This is a genomic window from Bacillus sp. GS3m_15504 (assembly GCF_055825275.1).
Genome location: NZ_JBVVNL010000001.1, coordinates 3012913 through 3031459 on the forward strand (window position 1 = coordinate 3012913; position 18547 = coordinate 3031459).

16 protein-coding genes are annotated in these 18547 nt (G+C 35.8%); 4 read left to right on the forward strand and 12 right to left on the reverse strand.

The genetic code is table 11. The features are described from left to right. Positions 1-90: 90 nt before the first annotated feature. On the reverse strand, positions 91-1719 hold the full coding sequence (locus tag AC0L0O_RS15855) for a peptide ABC transporter substrate-binding protein (RefSeq protein WP_473785865.1): 1629 nt from the start codon (positions 1717-1719) through the stop codon (positions 91-93). 580 nt (positions 1720-2299) lie between these two features. Between AC0L0O_RS15855 and AC0L0O_RS15860 the strand changes: the two genes are divergently transcribed. Next, on the forward strand, positions 2300-3682 hold the full coding sequence (locus tag AC0L0O_RS15860) for an alpha/beta hydrolase family protein (RefSeq protein WP_001035249.1): 1383 nt from the start codon (positions 2300-2302) through the stop codon (positions 3680-3682). Positions 3683-3835: 153 nt separating this feature from the next. On the opposite strand, the gene AC0L0O_RS15865 is transcribed toward AC0L0O_RS15860, so the two are convergent. From AC0L0O_RS15865 to AC0L0O_RS15890, 6 genes are all read right to left on the reverse strand, one after another. Further along, positions 3836-5161 (reverse strand): bifunctional S-methyl-5'-thioadenosine deaminase/S-adenosylhomocysteine deaminase, encoded by a 1326-nt coding sequence (locus AC0L0O_RS15865; RefSeq protein WP_134189046.1) that lies wholly within the window; start codon positions 5159-5161, stop codon positions 3836-3838. 53 nt (positions 5162-5214) lie between these two features. Then, the gene (locus tag AC0L0O_RS15870; RefSeq protein WP_098638420.1) at positions 5215-5574 is read right to left on the reverse strand and encodes a YunG family protein; all 360 of its coding nucleotides are present in this window, start codon (positions 5572-5574) and stop codon (positions 5215-5217) included. Between the two features lie 27 nt (positions 5575-5601). Continuing rightward, positions 5602-6045: a GNAT family N-acetyltransferase gene (locus AC0L0O_RS15875; protein ID WP_000702227.1), complete on the reverse strand. Its 444-nt coding sequence runs from the start codon at positions 6043-6045 to the stop codon at positions 5602-5604. Between the two features lie 210 nt (positions 6046-6255). Further along, on the reverse strand, positions 6256-7770 hold the full coding sequence (locus AC0L0O_RS15880; RefSeq protein ID WP_000429797.1) for an acetyl-CoA hydrolase/transferase family protein: 1515 nt from the start codon (positions 7768-7770) through the stop codon (positions 6256-6258). A gap of 127 nt (positions 7771-7897) precedes the next feature. After that, complete coding sequence (locus tag AC0L0O_RS15885; protein WP_000389707.1) at positions 7898-8542, reverse strand: LytTR family DNA-binding domain-containing protein; 645 nt, start codon at positions 8540-8542, stop codon at positions 7898-7900. 424 nt (positions 8543-8966) lie between these two features. Continuing rightward, positions 8967-9890, reverse strand: coding sequence for an alpha/beta fold hydrolase (locus tag AC0L0O_RS15890; protein WP_001102571.1), 924 nt, complete (start codon positions 9888-9890; stop codon positions 8967-8969). Positions 9891-10095: 205 nt separating this feature from the next. On the opposite strand from AC0L0O_RS15890, the gene AC0L0O_RS15895 reads away from it, so the two are divergent. Beyond that, positions 10096-10857 carry a DODA-type extradiol aromatic ring-opening family dioxygenase gene (locus AC0L0O_RS15895; RefSeq protein ID WP_000982908.1) on the forward strand — a complete coding sequence of 254 codons (762 nt, stop codon included), beginning with the start codon at positions 10096-10098 and terminating at the stop codon, positions 10855-10857. A 48-nt stretch (positions 10858-10905) separates the two neighbouring features. Here AC0L0O_RS15895 and AC0L0O_RS15900 read toward each other — a convergent pair whose 3' ends face one another. From AC0L0O_RS15900 to AC0L0O_RS15910, 3 genes are all read right to left on the reverse strand, one after another. After that, positions 10906-12120: a multidrug efflux MFS transporter gene (locus AC0L0O_RS15900; RefSeq protein ID WP_000179311.1), complete on the reverse strand. Its 1215-nt coding sequence runs from the start codon at positions 12118-12120 to the stop codon at positions 10906-10908. A 167-nt stretch (positions 12121-12287) separates the two neighbouring features. Next, positions 12288-13139, reverse strand: a complete 852-nt coding sequence (locus AC0L0O_RS15905; protein WP_473785866.1) for a GNAT family N-acetyltransferase — start codon at positions 13137-13139, stop codon at positions 12288-12290. Positions 13140-13154: 15 nt separating this feature from the next. After that, a complete protein-coding gene (locus tag AC0L0O_RS15910) occupies positions 13155-13871 on the reverse strand; it encodes a DUF554 domain-containing protein (RefSeq protein ID WP_000236025.1) in 717 nt (238 codons plus the stop codon). A gap of 212 nt (positions 13872-14083) precedes the next feature. On the opposite strand from AC0L0O_RS15910, the gene AC0L0O_RS15915 reads away from it, so the two are divergent. Beyond that, on the forward strand, positions 14084-15187 hold the full coding sequence (locus AC0L0O_RS15915; RefSeq protein ID WP_473785867.1) for a CapA family protein: 1104 nt from the start codon (positions 14084-14086) through the stop codon (positions 15185-15187). Between the two features lie 52 nt (positions 15188-15239). Next, complete coding sequence (locus AC0L0O_RS15920; protein ID WP_000911956.1) at positions 15240-15467, forward strand: hypothetical protein; 228 nt, start codon at positions 15240-15242, stop codon at positions 15465-15467. 80 nt (positions 15468-15547) lie between these two features. On the opposite strand, the gene ilvA is transcribed toward AC0L0O_RS15920, so the two are convergent. Further along, on the reverse strand, positions 15548-16810 hold the full coding sequence (gene ilvA, locus AC0L0O_RS15925) for a threonine ammonia-lyase IlvA (RefSeq protein WP_473785868.1): 1263 nt from the start codon (positions 16808-16810) through the stop codon (positions 15548-15550). Between the two features lie 31 nt (positions 16811-16841). After that, positions 16842-18515, reverse strand: coding sequence for a dihydroxy-acid dehydratase (gene ilvD / locus AC0L0O_RS15930; protein ID WP_001255797.1), 1674 nt, complete (start codon positions 18513-18515; stop codon positions 16842-16844). Positions 18516-18547: the final 32 nt, after the last annotated feature.

Sequence of the window (18547 nt, forward strand, 5' to 3'; positions counted from 1 at the left end):
TTATCTTCTTTATATGTTTGGTACACCACCAAAGGATTTCCCTGTCCTCTGTAAAAAAACCTTACTTTTAATAAGTAAGGTTTTTTGTATTTATTTATTAGCGATATAAGCATTTTTATAAGTATAAACACCACCGAATTGATGCTTTTCAATTCCCTTTACGTAATCCTTTTGTACATAAGCTGAACCAATATGATACAGCGGCGCTACAGCTGCATCTTCTAATAATACCTGCTCAGCTTCTAGCAATGCTTCCCATCGTTTCTCTGGTTCTAGTACAAAATCAGTTTTCGCTTTCTTTATTAATTCATCATAACGAGAATTAGAGTAATTCATTTTATTATTCGGATTACCTGTCGTAAATAATTCTAAATAACTAATTGGGTCTTTATAGTCAGGTCCCCAATTTGCCATAGTTATATCGTAATTACCTGTTTGTTCTAACTGTAATTTTTGCTTAAATGGCTGTTGTTTAATTTGTATCGTTAGTCCTTGTAAATTCTTTTCTAAATCACCTTTTATATATTCTGCCATACGTTTTGCATTATCTTGTTCAAACGTTAATAACTCGAGGTTTACTTGTTCTACCCCAAGCTCTTTTTTCGCTTCTTTCCAAATCTTTTTCGCATTTTGCAAATCATATGAAGAAAGATTTCCGTTTTCTTTTCTAAAATCTTTACCAGTCTCTTCATTTATATGACCAGCTGGTACTAATCCACTGGCAGGTTTTGCTCCGTTATTAATAAAGTGAGCAACGAAGTCCTCTTTATTTAACGCTAAAGAAATAGATTGACGTACCTTTTTATTTGCTAATGCATTATTTTTTTCATTAAAACGTAGCATAGCAATTCCAGAATCACTCGACATATGTAATTCCTTATTCCCTTTATACTTGTCTACAAATTGAGAATTAATAGGTACCCTATCCAAATTACCAGCTTCGTATAAATTAACAGCCGTCATTGTATCCTTTACAATTTGAAAGTTTATTTCATCTAATTTCACTTTCTTTTGATCCCAATAGGTAGCATTCTTCTTTAATTGAAACTCTTGTTCATGCTTCCATTTCTCTAATATAAATGGACCGTTATATAGGAGATTACTAGGTTCCAATGCATAGTTCTTTCCTTGTTCTTTCAAAAATGATTCATGCTGTGGTAGGTATATAGGTAGTGCTAACAACTGTAAAAAATAAGGAATTGGCTGTTCTAGTTCCACCTCTAACTTATAATCATTTATAACCGTAACCCCAAGTTCATCAAGAGACATCATCCCCTTATTAATCTCTTTCGCATTTTTCACATAAAAGAGCATGGACGCATATTGAGACGCTGTTTCAGGAGCAATTGCACGTTTCCACGCAAACATAAAATCATGAGCTGTCACATTGTCACCATTTGACCATTTTGCATCTTTACGCAAATCAAATGTATATTTTTTACCATCTTCACTTCTTTTAAACGATTTTGCTACCGCTGGAATAGGCTGATCTTGATCATCTAATACATACAACCCTTCAAATATGTTTTGCATAACCTGCGCTGACGTACCATCCATCGTTTTCGCGGTATCAAGAGAAGGAATCTCTTCTGATACTGTTACATTTAATACTTGTTTTTTTGACTCTGCATCACTTTTATTTTCCTTATTATTACAAGCTGTTAATAATAAAGATATAACAAGTGCCATTACCATTAAATGGCTCTTTTTCCACTTCATAAGTTGTTCTCCTTAAAATATAATATTATAAAACGTTATATATTATAGCAGAAATACTACCAGAAAGATGCGACATTCTTTTGAATATTTATTCGTTCAAGAAAAAAGTGACCCTTTTAAAAAGGATCACTAAAGATTGAATGTATAATCTACGCTGTTCGCTCAAGTTTAAAAAACATCTCCTATTGTATACCTCCCTTTTTGCTTTAACTTTTCTTCTGTTTCATATAAATCCCCCATAATTAACTTAATAGACATATAGGTACAGTTTGGTTGGGATATTTTTTTATCTCCATTAAGAAATGCCGCTTTTTTTTGAAATTCAGGTCAAGTAGCAAGTGATATTTTACAAATCTTATACACTTAAGGATTTTGTAAGGATCAAGTAAGAAAAACGAGAACTTTGTTTCGTATAGTCAAAATATAAAGTGAAGAAAGAGAGGTTAGGAGTTACTAGAGCGATTACGACAAAACCAGAACTGTTGGTTTTAGATGAACATATCAATGGTTTAGACGTTGTTACAACAGAACCTTAATTTATCATACCTGTTTTTTCCCATCACATATTGGAGGTTAAAACATGAATAAAAAAAAGAAAATACAAAAATCAGTACTTTCCTTTACCCTGCTCTTTTCTTTAGGCATTTCATCTTTTCCGCTTACAACAGCTATTCACGCAGATACACGTGAGGAACAATCTGTAGAAAAGAAACGAGTCTCTTTAACGGAGCGTACATCATTATTTTTTGAATATCTCCAGCAAGATAAGTATGCAGAGGCACTTCAGTTAACGTCTGCTGCTTTTCAATCCAAGTTTACAGCAAACACATTACAAAACTGGTGGACACAAAGTGGCTGGAGCGCGATAAAAAGCATGGGAATCCCCGTAATAAAAGAACGAAACTTAGTCCATCAGACGGTGGAAATTTCAGGAACTACCCAAGGAACTACCATACCGTTACTCCTTAAATTCACACCTGGCGGGAAAGTAGATGAAATTGGGGTAAGGACGCCTCCGGAATCTTATATTATCCCGCAGCCTACATATGATCAACCTGCTTCCTATCAAGAACGTGAAATCGTCATTGGAAATTCTACCTATCCGTTACCAGCCACATTAACCATTCCGAAACATAAGCCTGGTGAAAAGGTACCCGTAGTTGTTCTTGTTCATGGTGCTGGCATCCATGATCGCGATAGTACATATATGGGAACAAAAATCTTACGAGATCTTGCGGTAGGTCTTTCGTCCAACGGAATTGCAGTGTTACGCTATGAAAAACGCACCTTAGAACACGCATTAAAGATGAGTGCAGAACCTGTTACGTTAGACCGTGATACTACAGATGATGCCATATATGCGGCAAAATCAGCAGCGCAGCAGGAAGGCATTGATCCAAATAATATTTTCATTCTTGGACATAGTCTAGGAGCTGGCGCAATGCCACGTATACTAAGCAAATCACCTTCCTCACTTGTTAGAGGAAGTATCTTACTCGCACCACCTGCACGCCCATTGACTGACATTGCTATTGATCAGAATCAATACCTAGGAGCACCAAAGGAAGTAATCGATGAACTAAAAAGACAAGTCGCTTTTATCCAGGATCCTACTTTCAATCCTGACCACCCTCCAGCTGGCTACAATTTTGCGTCACCTCATTTTATGTATGACGTTTCTAGGTGGCGTCCAGTTGAAGAGGCAAGATTACGAACAGAGCCTTTACTGATTCTACAAGGAGCACGCGATCATCAAGTAACAGTAAAAAATGAATATACAAAATGGCAGGAAGGGCTCTCAAACCGTAGGAATGTTCAGTTCAATAAATACCCAAAATTGAATCATTTCTTCACGGAGGGTGATGGGGAATTAAGTCTCCCTAGTGAATATGAAATCCCTGCTAATGTTCCTGAGTACGTTATCCAGGACATTATTATATGGGTCAACGAGACAAAAAAATAAGAAACATTCAAATCCTTCATATAATCATTATTACGTGAAGGATTTTTGAAACTAGTGATTTTATCTAAATCATTCTCTTCTGTTTTATTAATAAAAAAGGTTCAGACACAAAAACAGGCTGTGGAGAAGTCTTTCTCCACAGCCTAAAAATACCTATCTTTGTAAACCTCGTTTATAACGACTTGCTTCAAATATAATACGCTCTTCATCTAACGTTTTACATTCGCCATTCCAAACGACACGTTTTCCGTTAATAATTACATCGCTTATATCTTTTCCACTAGCAGCATATACAAGGTGTGATAACACTTCATCCGCTGGTTGTAAATGAGGCTTATTAGATGGATCAATTGTAATGAAATCAGCACACTTTCCAACCTCAAGTGATCCCGTTTGTTTCATGCCGATTACTTCAGCCGCTCCTTTAGTTGCAAGTGTAAGAGCTGTTTCAACCGGTAACGCTGTTGCATCTTGATGAATACCTTTTTGTAATAATGTTGCGATACGCATTTCTTCAAACATATCTAAATTGTTGTTAGATGCCACACTATCTGTTGCAATTCCTACTTTCATTCCCGCTTCTAGCATCGCTTTTACGTTCGCTATACCAGAACCTAGTTTTAAATTACTATTCGGATTATGAGCTACTCGAACGTCATGTTCTGCTAAAAATGCACGCTCATTGTCATTTAATACTACACCGTGTGCAATAACTGTTGGACGTTTAAACAATCCGCAGCTTGCTACATATTCTACTGGACGTTTTCCGTACTGTGCTTCAATATCACGTACTTCACGCTCTGTTTCCGAAAGGTGAATATGAACCATCGTTTGATTTTCTACTGCAATACGTGCACACTCTTCTAACAGTTCTGTACTGCATGTATATGGACTATGCGGTGCAACCATCGTAGTTAACATACCACTTTCGTTATAGTAACGCTTCACATATTTCTCAGCTTCTTCAATTGCTTTCTTTTCATCCTCTTGCGTTCCAAAGCTAAATAAAGTTCTTGAAACAGCAGCTCGCATCCCGCTCCTTGATACCGTTTCCATAATTGCATCTTGATCTACTCCAATTGGATTAAACATATCAGAGAATGATGTTGTACCACTTTTCACCATTTCAAGTAATCCTAGTTCCGTACTAGCAACCGCAAGTTCTGGCGTAAATTGACTTTCAAGTGGCCAAATTCTCGTCTCAAGCCACGGCTGTAATAACATATCATCACCAATACCTCTTAAGAGACTCATTACAACGTGTGTATGTGTATTGACAAGACCTGGTAAAACCCACTTTCCTTTCATGTCAATTACTTCATCTACTTCAAAATCACTAGCGAATTCTCCACTCTTTACATCTATAATTTGATCATTTTCTACAATGATATATCCATTTTCTATCACTTCATTTTGTTCATTCATCGTTACAATTGTAGCGTTTACATAAGTTGTTTTCAAAAGTATTTCCCCTTTCAACTCTATGAAGTTCCCTTTAATAAGTTACCACCATTATAGTAACTTATTAAAGATTAAGAGTCAAAAGATAATTTGAATTCTTTCGTTATCTTTTTCTTCAAAATGCTATATTGTTTTTCATTTGTATCTGCAAATGCTTCTTCTCGATTTGATTCTATATCCATATAATTCAGTTTTTCATTAAATTGCGCCTCTGTAAAATCAAACCTCTGTCCATCTATAAAGTTATAAAAGTGCCACGCCTTTCTTACTTTTGTCTTTTTAATCTCTCCTCCGTATATGTCTTGAACGACTAGAGCTGTAACACCACATTGTCCCTTTGCTGGATTCTCAATTGTCCACTTTGAACTTGTTTCAATCGACCACGATTTTATTAATACTTCATATATTTGCTTTCTCTGTACATGATCCATTCTCAGCTTCTCCTACTATTAATAGTTTTACACATCATATTTCAAAAGAGGCAGTAAACGCCCCTTAAAAACAGTGGATGGTGTCTCTCCGATTAACTTTGCTCCCATTTTCAAGTAATACCCTTTTGCATTCGGATCACTATCAATCATAAAACTTTTTAACCCTAATTCATTTGCTTTTTCTATTACATAGCCCCACAGTATTTTCCCATAGCCTTTCCCTTTATGACGAGGATGAATATATAGAAAATCGAGAGCTTTCTCATTACGTAAAAATGAGAAAAAACCAATCTTCGTATTATCGTTTTCTAAAACATATACAAAGTTATTTTTTATGTACTCTTCTGTAATTGTTAAATCTTCCTTACAAGCAAGTATAAATTCTTCGCTATAATCCCACGTTGCTTTTGAATGTAGTGCAAGTTCACTTAATTCATTTGCTTCACTTAATAACGCTTTTCTTATCTTCATGATTCTTTCTCCTCACCTTCGATATATACACTATAAAATGATTCGAAAATTAATTTAAAAAACCTCTTATTTCCGTAAATAAGAGATTACTTTTATAATTCTTCATAATAGATAATAATTTTTTAAAAGAAAAAAACGCCATTCCTGAAAATTGGCGTTCTTTTCTTTCAATCTTTATAGCATATTATTCTAAGAATCATTCTTATATTTCTATACAGTTTCTACTACCTCTTCAAGCATCGTTCCATTTTTAGCATAATTCGTATGCCAAGAAAAAGCTTTCTCTAAAATATGAGGAGTTTGTCCACCTCTTGTTTTCGCTTCCTCATAATAAGCTCGTAGTTGATCACGATACATTGGATGTGCACAATTCTCAATAATGAGTTCCACTCTTTCACTTGGCGCAAGTCCTCTTAAGTCAGCATATCCTTGCTCAGTGACGATAACATCTACATCATGTTCCGTATGGTCTATATGTGAGGCGAAAGGAACGATACTTGAAATGTTACCACCTTTCGCAATCGATTTCGTAACAAAGATAGCCAAACGAGCATTTCTTGCAAAGTCACCAGAACCACCGATACCGTTCATCATTTTTGTACCTAAAACGTGAGTAGAGTTCACATTTCCGTATATATCTAATTCTAAAGCAGTATTAATCGAGATTAATCCGAGGCGGCGAATAATTTCAGGATGATTGGAAATCTCTTGCGGGCGCATCATTAATTTGTCACGATATTTTTCAAAGTTGGAAAATACTTTTTGCATTTTCTCCTCAGAAAGTGTGATCGAACAGCATGAAGCAAAATTGACTTTTCCAGCATCCATAAGATCAAAGACCGCATCCTGTAAAACTTCAGAATACACTTCTAAATCTTCAAACTCCGAATCTAACATTCCATGAAGAACTGCATTAGCCACTGAACCAATTCCCGATTGTAACGGTGCTAAACGATTTGTTAATCGGCCTACTTCGACTTCTTTTCGAAGGAACTCTATTAAATGCTGTGCCATAATAACCGTTTCTTCATCCGGAGGAACAATTGTCGATGGTGAGTCTAGTTGGTTCGTAAACACAATCCCTTTCACCTTTTCAACATCAATCGGAATGCCAATCGTTCCAATTCGATCATCCGTTTTCACAATCGGAATTGGAAGCCTTTCTCCCTGCTTACCTGGTTCATATAAATCATGCAGTCCTTCTAACTGTGCGGATTGAGCCATATTCATTTCAATAATGATGGACTTAGCATTTAAAGAAAACGCTAAAGAATTTCCTATTGAAGTTGTTGGAATAATCATGCCATCTTCAGTAATCGCAACCGCTTCCAAAATAGCAAAATCTACATCCATAACGTCAGCGCGAAGTAACTCTGCTGTATGAGATAAGTGCTGGTCCACAAATAAAAAATCTCCGTTATTAATTCCTTTTCGCATAGTCGCATCAGCTTGGAAAGGCAATCTTTTCCCTAAAATTCCTGCTTCCGCAAATAATTTATCTACATCAGAACCTAAAGAGGCACCAGTATAAACATTTACTTTAAAAGATGTATCATTCTTAACTCGGTTTACAAGCGCAAATGGGACTGCTTTCACATCACCTGCACGTGTAAACCCACTTAAGCCTAAAGTCATTCCACTTTCAATCCATGAAGCTGCTTCTTCAGGTGTAACTACGCGATCTTTCAGACGTTGATCCCTAATTCTATCCAAATTATTCTCCATATGTAATCCCTCTCCTTATGAATATTCATAATTATTTTACACTTTAACAGTATCCAAATAGGGATTTCAGTATACAATGGCAAAAATTCAGACAAAACAGCGAATCTAGTCTCTAAAGCAGAATAATTTAGAATCCTAGAAGCTTACGAAAATAACTAGCGTATGATTGACTAACTGGTACCCTCTCTCCGTTGTCCATCGAAAGCACAAAAGTAGAATGTGTATCAGGATAAATCGCTTTAATATGATTAACATTTACAATAAATGAACGGTGGCATCTAATAAATGAATCTTTCGGAAGTAAGTATTCGAATTCTTGTAGCGAGTATTTATGTGTTCCTGTTAACTCTTCTGCATTCACATACGTCTTTTTATCTTTCGCCTCTAAATACATGACCTTTGAAAAAGGAACCGGAACCCAGCCGTCCGTTGTTTTTAAAGTAACGACTGACTTTCCGTCGGTTAAAGCAGGATAAATAGCTGTCACGCAGCCTTCAAGCTTTCCATTGTTTGAAAACGGCACGGCCATACCATGATAAGGAATACCAAAAACATCCCGGTTAATAAACTCAGAGGTTTTTTGGTTTGTCACCATTGCTTTATGAGCAATCGTCCCTTCCTTTATAGGATCCCCGGCGCTAATCTTTAAATCAATTCGTTTACTCGGGCGATAGTATATATATTCTTTCGTATTCGATACAGCAATTGAAATTTCATCTGAAAATAATTCCCCAACTACATCTAGTAGTAGACCTAATGTTTTATCTTCCATTCTATTAACACCTCATTCACTATTATACTACTATTATGAACAAGCATTTGTTGCTTTATAAGAAGTTTGATTAGAAATTGTTCTTAAAGTTCTGAAGCAGCCCCTGCACTATGCCAAGCTTCATTTCTTCAAATCAACACTTATAAACTATAGCCACGTTACCTTAAAAAACCTCACTTTAGAAAAAGTGAGGTTTTTCTCATACAATGTTTCTTTTCTTTTTCACTGATTCTAATAACTTCTTAACAAAATGAATGGCATAATTTCATCTTCTGATGGGCCGATAATTCCAAATTTCATATATTCATCTCCTGGAAACCATCTCTATATTTGTTTGAAGCAATTTTTTTAAAACTCTTTGTCCTTATCTCTAACGAATATATAAATACAAGCCCAAACTAAAAACAGTTTGAGCTTAACTTTCTTATCTATTATGCGCATCTAACCACGAAATCAAATCTTTAAATACTTCTTCTTTATTCACTTCATGGAACATTTCATGTCTTCCATTTTCATATAAACGTAGTGTCACGTCTTTCACACCACATTTTTTATAATTTTCATACACTTCTTTCACACCTTTTCCCATATCTCCAACAGGATCACGGTCTCCAGAGAATATATGTATCGGAAGATTGCTTGGCGTCTTCTTGTATTCTTCTAATTTATTCACTTCTAATACACCAGAAAATAATTCTCGATAAAAACTCGTCGTACAAATGAATCCACATAACGGATCGGCAATATATTTATCAACTTGATCATTATCTGAAGATAACCAATCAAAATTTGTACGATTTGGCTTAAAGTTCGAATTAAAGTTGCCAAAAGATAAAAAGTTTAGCATCGGACTTTTCGTTTTTGCACCGCGCAATTTCATCTCAATTGTCGCTACTTTATGACCAACGACTCCTACAAACCCTGGATTTCCCCCAGTGCCTGAAATAAGAAATCCATCATATAGTTCGCCTCTAAGTTGCACAGCTCTTCTTGATAGGAAAGATCCCATACTATGACCAAGTAAAAACAATAGACATGCCTGCTCTTCTTTTATCATTTCCGAAACAAAGATCACATCAGACACAGCCTGATTCCACCCTATATCCGGTTCAAAATGACCATAGTCTTCTTCGCTTTTTACTGTTTTCCCATGACCTTTATGATCATGCGCATAAACACCGTACCCTGCTTGTAATAACGCATCAATAAAGTCTGTATAAACACCTGCATGTTCTGTCATACCGTGCGCAATTTGAATAATCCCTTTCGGTTCACATTCTGGTAACCACTTGCGTAAATAAATTTCCGATCCATCCAATGCCGTAACGAAACTTTCCTGTACGTTCATTTCGTCAGCCCCCAAATCTATTATGTATCTCCAAAAATGAATAGTTATTCATTTTTCTTACTATATATTATATGCAATTGCTTTCATTATGACAAATACCTTCCTTTTCCGATTAGCTGTCAAACTATTTATGTTGACGAAAACGTCATAAAATTATATAGTTACTTACATAAAGTAATTATTATATTTTTAGGAGGTTTCTATTATGATGCCATCATTATTTTTAGCACATGGTTCACCAATGCTCGCTATTCAAGATACAGACTATACACGTTTTTTAAAAACACTTGGAGAAACGTATAAACCGAAAGCAATTGTTATTTTCACTGCTCACTGGGAAAGTGAAGTATTAACGATTTCCTCATCAGATAACGAATATGAAACAATTTATGATTTTGGAGGTTTTCCTCCAGAGTTATACGAAATTAAATATCGTGCAAAAGGTTCTTCTAGCATTGCATCCATGTTAGAAACAAAGTTTAAAAACAAAGGTATTCCAGTCCATCATAATATGACGAGAGGTTTAGATCATGGCTCATGGACACTCTTGCATCGCATGTATCCAGAAGCAAATATTCCTGTCGTACAAATATCAGTAAATCCATTCCTTTCTGCAAAAGAACAATTTAAGATTGGAGAAGCATTAAAAGGACTTGGACAGGAAGATATTTTAGTAATCGGTAGTGGTGTTACCGTTCATAACTTACGAGCACTGAAATGGAATCAAACTACACCCGAACAATGGGCAATTGAATTTGATGATTGGATTATTAAACATATGCAGGCTGCTGATAAAGATGCTTTATTTAATTGGGAGAAAAATGCTCCTCATGCACAATTAGCAGTACCAAGAGCAGAGCATTTTGTACCTTTATTTATCGCTATGGGAAGTGGTGAAAATAACGGTGAAGTCATTCATCGCAGTTACGAGCTTGGTACATTAAGTTATCTTTGTCTCCAATTTTAAAGAAAAGGATGAAGCAATCTTTGCTTCATCCTTTTTTCATTCACTTAGTTAACTAACTTCCAAATGTCGTTTCTCTGATACCTCTTCATTCTTATTATGAAAATAAACCCAAATGCATGCAATAAATAATAGTGATGAAGTAGATAAGAACACATATTGGAATCCTGCATGTGCTGCTATTTGTCCACCAAGTACTGGTCCAATCATATTTCCTAAAAACTGAAACGATTGATTATATCCAAATATTCGTCCCGTTACATGAGTTGGTGTATGTTGTTTTAGTAGAGTTTGTACGGAAGGTAATAATCCTGCTTGTGCGATACCTAATAAAAATCGAAGAATTAATAGTTGCCAAGCTGAGGTTACAAATGCTTGCGGGATAAAAATAATTCCTGCAGCAAACAACGCTACAACTAACGTTTTTTGAGGACCGATATGATCTGATAATCGTCCTAATCTTGGTGCTGCCAAAATAACCGCTAATCCTGTCGCTGACATAACGGCACCCGCAATTGTTTCAATATGCGCTGTTTGAGGACCAACTAAATTTTTCACGTACAATGTAACAATTGGCTGAACAGACATATTAGCAAGTTGAATAATAAATGTTGTGACAAACAAACTAATAATCAAATGTTTGGCTGGAACCATCGTCCATACTTTTTTCGTTTGTACTTTTTTTGCTTGAGCAGAGTGATTTTCTTCATGTAGAAAGAAAAAAACGATGAGAAAGGAAAGGAATAAAAAAGCTCCTGTAACAAGAAAAACATGACGCATTCCAATTAACTCTGATAAATAACCACCAAGTAATGGGCCAAGTAACGAGCCACTCACGCCACCAGTTGAAATTGTAGAAATCGCCCAACCTGAATGCTCTTTCGGAGTTTCTGCTGCAATAAATGTCATCGCTGTTGAAAGGAAACCAGATACTGCTCCCATTAAAAATCTTAGTGCGACTAGTTGATACACATCCGTTACAAACCCCATAAGCGTCATAATAATCGCCATACCAAGGCTCGCACGAATTAGCATCAATTTCCGTCCATGTATATCACCAAGCTTTCCCCATATTGGTGATACGATCGCACCCATTAAAAATGTTACACCAAATGCAAGTCCCGACCACTGTGCAATACTAGAAGTGCCAGTTACCCCTAATTCCTCAATATAAAAAGATAAAAAAGGAATTACTAAACTCATACCGGCTGCAGTGGTAAAACAACCTAGCCAACAAATCATTAAATTTCGTTTCCAGCTGGCCATTTTCACACCTTCTTTCTTTAGATACCCATTCTACACCCTTTCTTGTAAAAAGTTTAGTAATTTGCTTTATTTGTAAGATTTACTACAAAACCCGCTATTTTCTAATAAAAATCACTACATTCCCACATTTTTTCATAATAAAACCAACTCCACCTAAATGAAGTTGGTTAATGATCCATAATCGGTATTAAACGTGCATTACAACATCTCTCATAAAACTCAATTGGGCCCGCTTGCCCAATAATTGCATATTCATAACCCTCTTGCTTCATACTATGCAGACTACAATGTAACAATTGCTTCCCTACACCTTTCACACGATTTTGTTTCGCCGTGCCCATTGGACCAAACAATCCTTTCTTTCCTCTCACTACATCATAACAAGCAAAACCTACTATCACTTCTTCTTGTTCTGCTATATAAATAGGTACATTTTCTTTATATGTACGAAATCCGTACTCTATCGAATGTAACCAACGTTCACCAAATTCCTCACTAACAAAACTTACTAATTTCCCAAAATCAGAAGAGTTAGCCTTTCTAACATGACATGTTACATGAGTATACGCAGGAACAAAACATTTTAAATCAACCGCTAAATCTCTTGGCTCATCTACAATACGTAATATCTCTTTTTGTATTTGTGGATTTTCAATAAACGTATCCGCGCGAAAGAGTGCATATATAACATGTCCTTCGTTCATTAATAGTTGCTGAAAACGTTCCATACGTTTTTTCGCTATTTGTAAAACTTCTAGTGTCTTATATGATAACTTATAATGCCCTATTTTTTTATACTCTTGATTCGTTAAATCATTTTGTTTTTGTATTGAAAGTTTTTCTAAAAAATCTGTACCCACGTTACGAAACAAATACATATACAACTCGCTGCATACGCCAGTACCTTCTTTACACATGCCAATAAATAAATGAACTGGTTGAATGATATTACTTTCTCCCTCTTCTGCTGCAATCTTCAATATGTTATGCACACGTTTTGTAAATTGAAATCCCTCCATCTGTATCTCCATCCCCTACTTTACTATTAAACCGTAACTATAAATAAGTGAAACAATGATTCCCACTACTAATATACCTGGAAGTAAATTTGCGACTTTAATTTTAATAAATCCCAGTAAGTTCAATCCAATAGCGGCTATCATAATACCGCCTGTAGCTGTCATTTCCACTATAAATTGATTCATTAATTCTTTCGGGACAACACTATTAATTTGTGTTGCAAAAACTGCGATGCCACCTTCATATAAAATGACTGGAATCGCTGAAAATACTACGCCAATCCCTAGAGTTGTCGTTAATATAATAGAAATAAATCCGTCGATAATTGCCTTTGTAAATAAAATATCATGATTGCCACGAATACCACTGTCGAGTGCACCAAGTATCCCCATCGCGCCAATTGCAAAAATTAAAGTAGCTGTTACAAAACCTTCTGATATGCTCCCTTTCCCTTTCGATCCAACTTTATTTTCTAGCCAATCTCCTAACTGTTTTAACTTCCCCTCTAATTGTAGCCATTCCCCGATGACGGTACCAATTACTAAACTTAGTATGACAACAAGAAAATTTTCACTTTTCAATGCCATTTGAAGTCCAAGCACAGCAACCGCTAAACCAATTGCATGCATAATTGTTCCCTTCATACTTTCTGGAATCCTACTAAATAATTTACCTAGTAAAGTACCAAATATAATACAAATCCCATTTACAACTGCTCCTAATATAACCATTTCTCATTCTTCACCCTTCGAATTCTTTATTTCTATATTTTGGTTTATTCATTGATTTACAGGTTATCTATATGTTAACTTAATATTGAGAATATTAACAAATGTTTTTCACAACATAAACCGCATTTTTTTGTATCTGTACATACACCAATTACTTTTTATAGACTCATTGCTAATCTAATTGCGAGATAAACTCAAAAGGGAAGGTATTTATGAAAACTTTACTAAAACGATTTTTGTTAATAGCCTTTTGTATTACACCAATTGTTGTATTAATTAACCACTCTTTTACTTCAAAGGCGACAGACAAACCCGATTTCCAAAACAAATCTAGTAAAACTGCTTCAAAAAAAGACAAGAAAATAGAAGACCCGGAAATTACACTCACCTTCTCTGGTGATACAATGTTCGATTGGCAATTACGTCCGGTAATCGAAAAAAACGGGGCTGATTATCCATTCCAGCATGTAAAAGAAGAAATAACAAAAGCTGATATTTCTTTCGTTAATTTAGAGTCAGCATTTACAACGAAAGAAAAGAAAGCTCCTGGACAACTGTTTTGGATTAAAAGTGATCCATCCACGCTTCAAGCGATAAAAAACACTGGATATGACATCGTAAATATTGGGAATAACCATACACTTGATTATGGACAAAATGGATTATTAGACACGATCTCTCACGTAGAGAAATTAAAGTTCCCTTACATTGGAGCCGGAAAAAATGCAAAAGATGCATATACTGCACGAGAAATGACTGTAAAAGGAAAAAAATTCAAATTCCTTTCATTCGTCCGATTTATGCCTGATTTTACTTGGGTAGCTGATGACAATAAACCTGGCGTTGCGAACGGGTATGATTTAAATCTTGTAACAAAAACAATTAAAGAGCAAAAGAAAGATGCAGACTATTTAATTGTCTATATGCATTGGGGTGTCGAAAAATCAAATCGTCCGGTAGATTATCAAAAACAATATGTAAATAAAATGGTTACAGCAGGAGCCGACGCGATTGTCGGAAGTCATCCACATTGGTTACAAGGGTTTGAATATTATAATAACGTTCCTGTCGCTTACTCATTAGGAAACTTTTTATTCCCAAGTTATGTGAACGGAAAAAGTGCTGAAACTGGTGTATTAACTTTAACTTTTAAAGGAAAGGATGTCCAAATGTCATTCAATCCTTATATCATCCGTAACAACCAAGTTTCCCCTGTAAATGAGGAAGAAAAGAGAAAAGCTCTCCAATACTTACAAACAATTTCAACTGATGTAGAAATTGATGATACAGGGAAAATAATAAATAAACGCAACTAAACAGTACAAGATCCATTTCTATGTAACATACATTAGAGAATAGGTGATGAATATGCTAAAGGGCTTATTAGAAAATATAGTTCTCTTAGAAAATATCTATAAAATTTCTATAGCAATCCTGCTTTTATGTTCCTTTTATTCTGTGAGACTATTAAAAAAAATAAAGCGAGAGAGAAACCTTTCTCCCTTTGAATTTACTATGTACGTAATCATTCGTATTGCAATACTCTTTTGGTTAGCTAGCTTTATTCTTCTTGAATTTAATGAATATCTAGTTTAACTATAAAAAAGATAGAACAAGCATTATATTTCCTCGCTTGCATCTATCTTTTTTATTTGGGTGCTAACTCTTTCCTTCTATTAAATAAGCAAATCAAACAAAACAGGATTTTTATTAAGCTCCATAAATTGAATATTATTTTCTTTAAAACGGATAATTAACTGCTCGTAATCTTCTTTATATTTTAACTCTACTCCGACTAATGCTGGACCATTTTCCTTATTATGTTTCTTAATATACTCAAAGCGAGTAATATCATCTTCTGGCCCTAATCCTTTATCAAGAAATTCTCTTAACGCACCTGAACGTTGCGGGAATTCAATGATGAAATAATGCTTTAACCCTTCGTAAATAAGAGATCGTTCTTTCATTTCTTGCATTCTATCAATATCATTGTTTCCACCACTTAATGTGCATACAACTGTTTTACCTTTAATTTCATCTCTGTATAAATCAAGCGCTGCAATAGAGAGTGCACCAGCTGGTTCAGCTACAATCGCATTTTTCTTATACAGTTCTAAAATCGTCGTACAAACCTTTCCCTCTGGTACTAAAACAATGTCATCAATTACATCTTTACAAGTTTCAAATGTTAACTTTCCTACCTTTTTAACCGCTGCCCCATCAACAAAACTATCTATTTTCTCCAATGCCACATTATCATTTTGAAGAAAAGCCTCTTTCATAGATGCAGCTCCCATTGGCTCTACCCCAATGACCTGTGTAGCAGGACTAACACCTTTCACATATGTACCTACACCTGATGCTAATCCACCACCGCCAATTGCTGTAAAGATATAATCAACCGGTTTCTCCATATCATGCATAATTTCAACTGCCACTGTCCCTTGACCAGCAACTACGTACGGATCATCAAACGGATGAACAAATGTCATTCTATTTTCTTCACAATAACGCTGTGCTTCTTGAAAAGAGCTATCGAATGTATCACCAACCAATACAATCTCTGCGAAATCACCACCGAAAAATTGAACTTGTGATACTTTTTGCTTAGGTGTTGTTGTTGGCATGAAAATTTTTGACGGAATCTTCAATAAATTACACGTATAAGCTACCCCTTGTGCATGATTACCAGCGCTTGCGCAAACAACACCGTTTTGTAATTGTTCTTTCGATAAACTTTGAATTAAATTGTACGCACCACGAATTTTGAAAGAGCGAATTAATTGTAAGTCTTCGCGTTTTACATAAACGTCACAATCATATTTCTCAGATAAAACTGTATCACGTTGTAACGGTGTTTTAATAACGATATCTTTCATACAAGTATGGGCCATTAAGATATCTTCAATTTTCACTTTCTCCTTTACCTTTTGCACCATTTCATATCATCCTTATCTCTTTTATATTGACTCAATCAAAATTCGGGATTTTTAGGACTGCACCTGTATTCGCCGATGTTACCATTTGTGCATAACGTCCAAGCCAGCCCGTTTTCACTTTCGGTTCTGGTCGTTTCCATTCTTTTTTACGCTTATCTAATTCTTCGTCACTAACTCTTACTTCTAACAACCTTTCCTCAACATCGATACAAACGATATCCCCTTGTTCAAGAAGTGCAATCGTTCCGCCCGCAGCTGCTTCTGGCGAAATATGACCTACTGAAATACCACGTGAAGCACCAGAGAAACGACCATCGGTTAATAACGCAACATCCGCACCTAATCCCATGCCAGCAATCGCTGACGTTGGTGCTAACATTTCCGGCATACCAGGACCGCCTCTTGGTCCTTCATAACGAATAATAACTACATCTCCTTTCTTAACCTTCCCAAGCATAATGCCGGCAAGCGCCTCATCTTGTGAATTAAAAATAACACAAGGTCCTTCAAATCGTTTTACTTCAGTTGCCCCGCTTTTAATAACTGCTCCGTCTTTCGCAAGGTTTCCTTTTAATATACGTAATCCACCTTCTTCACTATGAGGATTTTCAAGAGAATGAATCACTTCCTTATCTTTAATCTCTGCATGAGCAATATTTTCTCTTAATGTTTGCCCCGTAGCAGTAATACGGTCTAAATGAAGTACCCCTTCTTTTCGGCTCATCTCTTTCAAAATTGCACTAATCCCGCCTGCACGATCAATGTCTTCCATATGCCAATTGGAAGCAGGGCTTACTTTACATAAATGTGGTACACGTCTTGAAACGGCATCAATACGGTTCATATCGTAATCTAATCCAGCCTCTTGCGCGAGCGCCAATGTATGCAACACTGTATTTGTTGAACCGCCCATTGCCATATCAAGCGCGAACGCATCATCAATTGCTTCTTCCGTTACAATGTCTCTCGGTTTAATATCTCTTTCAATTAAAATCTTTAATTTTTCTGCTGCTTGTTTAATTAATTCTTCGCGTCTTGGATCAATAGCCAAAATACTTCCGTTACCAGGAAGAGCTAAACCTAACACTTCACATAAACAGTTCATAGAGTTCGCTGTAAACATACCAGAACAAGAACCACAAGATGGACAGCCATGATCTTCAATATCCTTTAATTCTTCTTCTGAAATTTTCCCAGATTGATAAGCCCCTACTCCTTCGAAAACAGAACTTAAATCAACAACGTCTCCTTTAGATGTTTTTCCAGCCGCCATCGGACCACCTGAAACAAAAACAGTTGGAATGTTAATACGAAGTGCAGCCATCATCATACCGGGTGTGATTTTGTCACAGTTTGGAATGCAAATCATGCCATCAAACCAATGGGCATTTACAACCGTTTCTACTGAATCTGCAATAATTTCTCGACTCGGAAGCGAATAGCGCATACCGATATGCCCCATCGCAATACCGTCATCTACTCCAATTGTATTAAATTCAAATGGAACCATACCTGCTGCACGTACTGCTTCTTTAACAAGCTTCCCAAACTCATTTAAGTGCTTATGACCTGGAATAATTTCAATAAAAGAATTACAGATCGCTATAAACGGTTTATCAAAGTCTTCATCTTTCAAACCAGTTGCTTTTAATAAACTACGATGCGGCGCTTTATCAAAACCTTTTTTAATCATGTCACTTCTCATCTTGTCAAATCCCCTCTTACGTATTTTTCACT

What these genes read in the sequence shown, in the direction of transcription:
- AC0L0O_RS15855 (WP_473785865.1), bottom strand. Translation starts at nt 1,719, where the DNA reads ATGAAGTGGAAAAAGAGCCATTTAATGGTAATGGCACTTGTTATATCT.
- AC0L0O_RS15860 (WP_001035249.1), top strand. Translation starts at nt 2,300, where the DNA reads ATGAATAAAAAAAAGAAAATACAAAAATCAGTACTTTCCTTTACCCTG.
- AC0L0O_RS15870 (WP_098638420.1), bottom strand. Translation starts at nt 5,574, where the DNA reads ATGGATCATGTACAGAGAAAGCAAATATATGAAGTATTAATAAAATCG.
- AC0L0O_RS15875 (WP_000702227.1), bottom strand. Translation starts at nt 6,045, where the DNA reads ATGAAGATAAGAAAAGCGTTATTAAGTGAAGCAAATGAATTAAGTGAA.
- AC0L0O_RS15880 (WP_000429797.1), bottom strand. Translation starts at nt 7,770, where the DNA reads ATGGAGAATAATTTGGATAGAATTAGGGATCAACGTCTGAAAGATCGC.
- AC0L0O_RS15885 (WP_000389707.1), bottom strand. Translation starts at nt 8,542, where the DNA reads ATGGAAGATAAAACATTAGGTCTACTACTAGATGTAGTTGGGGAATTA.
- AC0L0O_RS15890 (WP_001102571.1), bottom strand. Translation starts at nt 9,890, where the DNA reads ATGAACGTACAGGAAAGTTTCGTTACGGCATTGGATGGATCGGAAATT.
- AC0L0O_RS15895 (WP_000982908.1), top strand. Translation starts at nt 10,096, where the DNA reads ATGATGCCATCATTATTTTTAGCACATGGTTCACCAATGCTCGCTATT.
- AC0L0O_RS15900 (WP_000179311.1), bottom strand. Translation starts at nt 12,120, where the DNA reads ATGGCCAGCTGGAAACGAAATTTAATGATTTGTTGGCTAGGTTGTTTT.
- AC0L0O_RS15905 (WP_473785866.1), bottom strand. Translation starts at nt 13,139, where the DNA reads ATGGAGGGATTTCAATTTACAAAACGTGTGCATAACATATTGAAGATT.
- AC0L0O_RS15910 (WP_000236025.1), bottom strand. Translation starts at nt 13,871, where the DNA reads ATGGTTATATTAGGAGCAGTTGTAAATGGGATTTGTATTATATTTGGT.
- AC0L0O_RS15915 (WP_473785867.1), top strand. Translation starts at nt 14,084, where the DNA reads ATGAAAACTTTACTAAAACGATTTTTGTTAATAGCCTTTTGTATTACA.
- AC0L0O_RS15920 (WP_000911956.1), top strand. Translation starts at nt 15,240, where the DNA reads ATGCTAAAGGGCTTATTAGAAAATATAGTTCTCTTAGAAAATATCTAT.
- ilvA (WP_473785868.1), bottom strand. Translation starts at nt 16,810, where the DNA reads ATGGTGCAAAAGGTAAAGGAGAAAGTGAAAATTGAAGATATCTTAATG.
- ilvD (WP_001255797.1), bottom strand. Translation starts at nt 18,515, where the DNA reads ATGAGAAGTGACATGATTAAAAAAGGTTTTGATAAAGCGCCGCATCGT.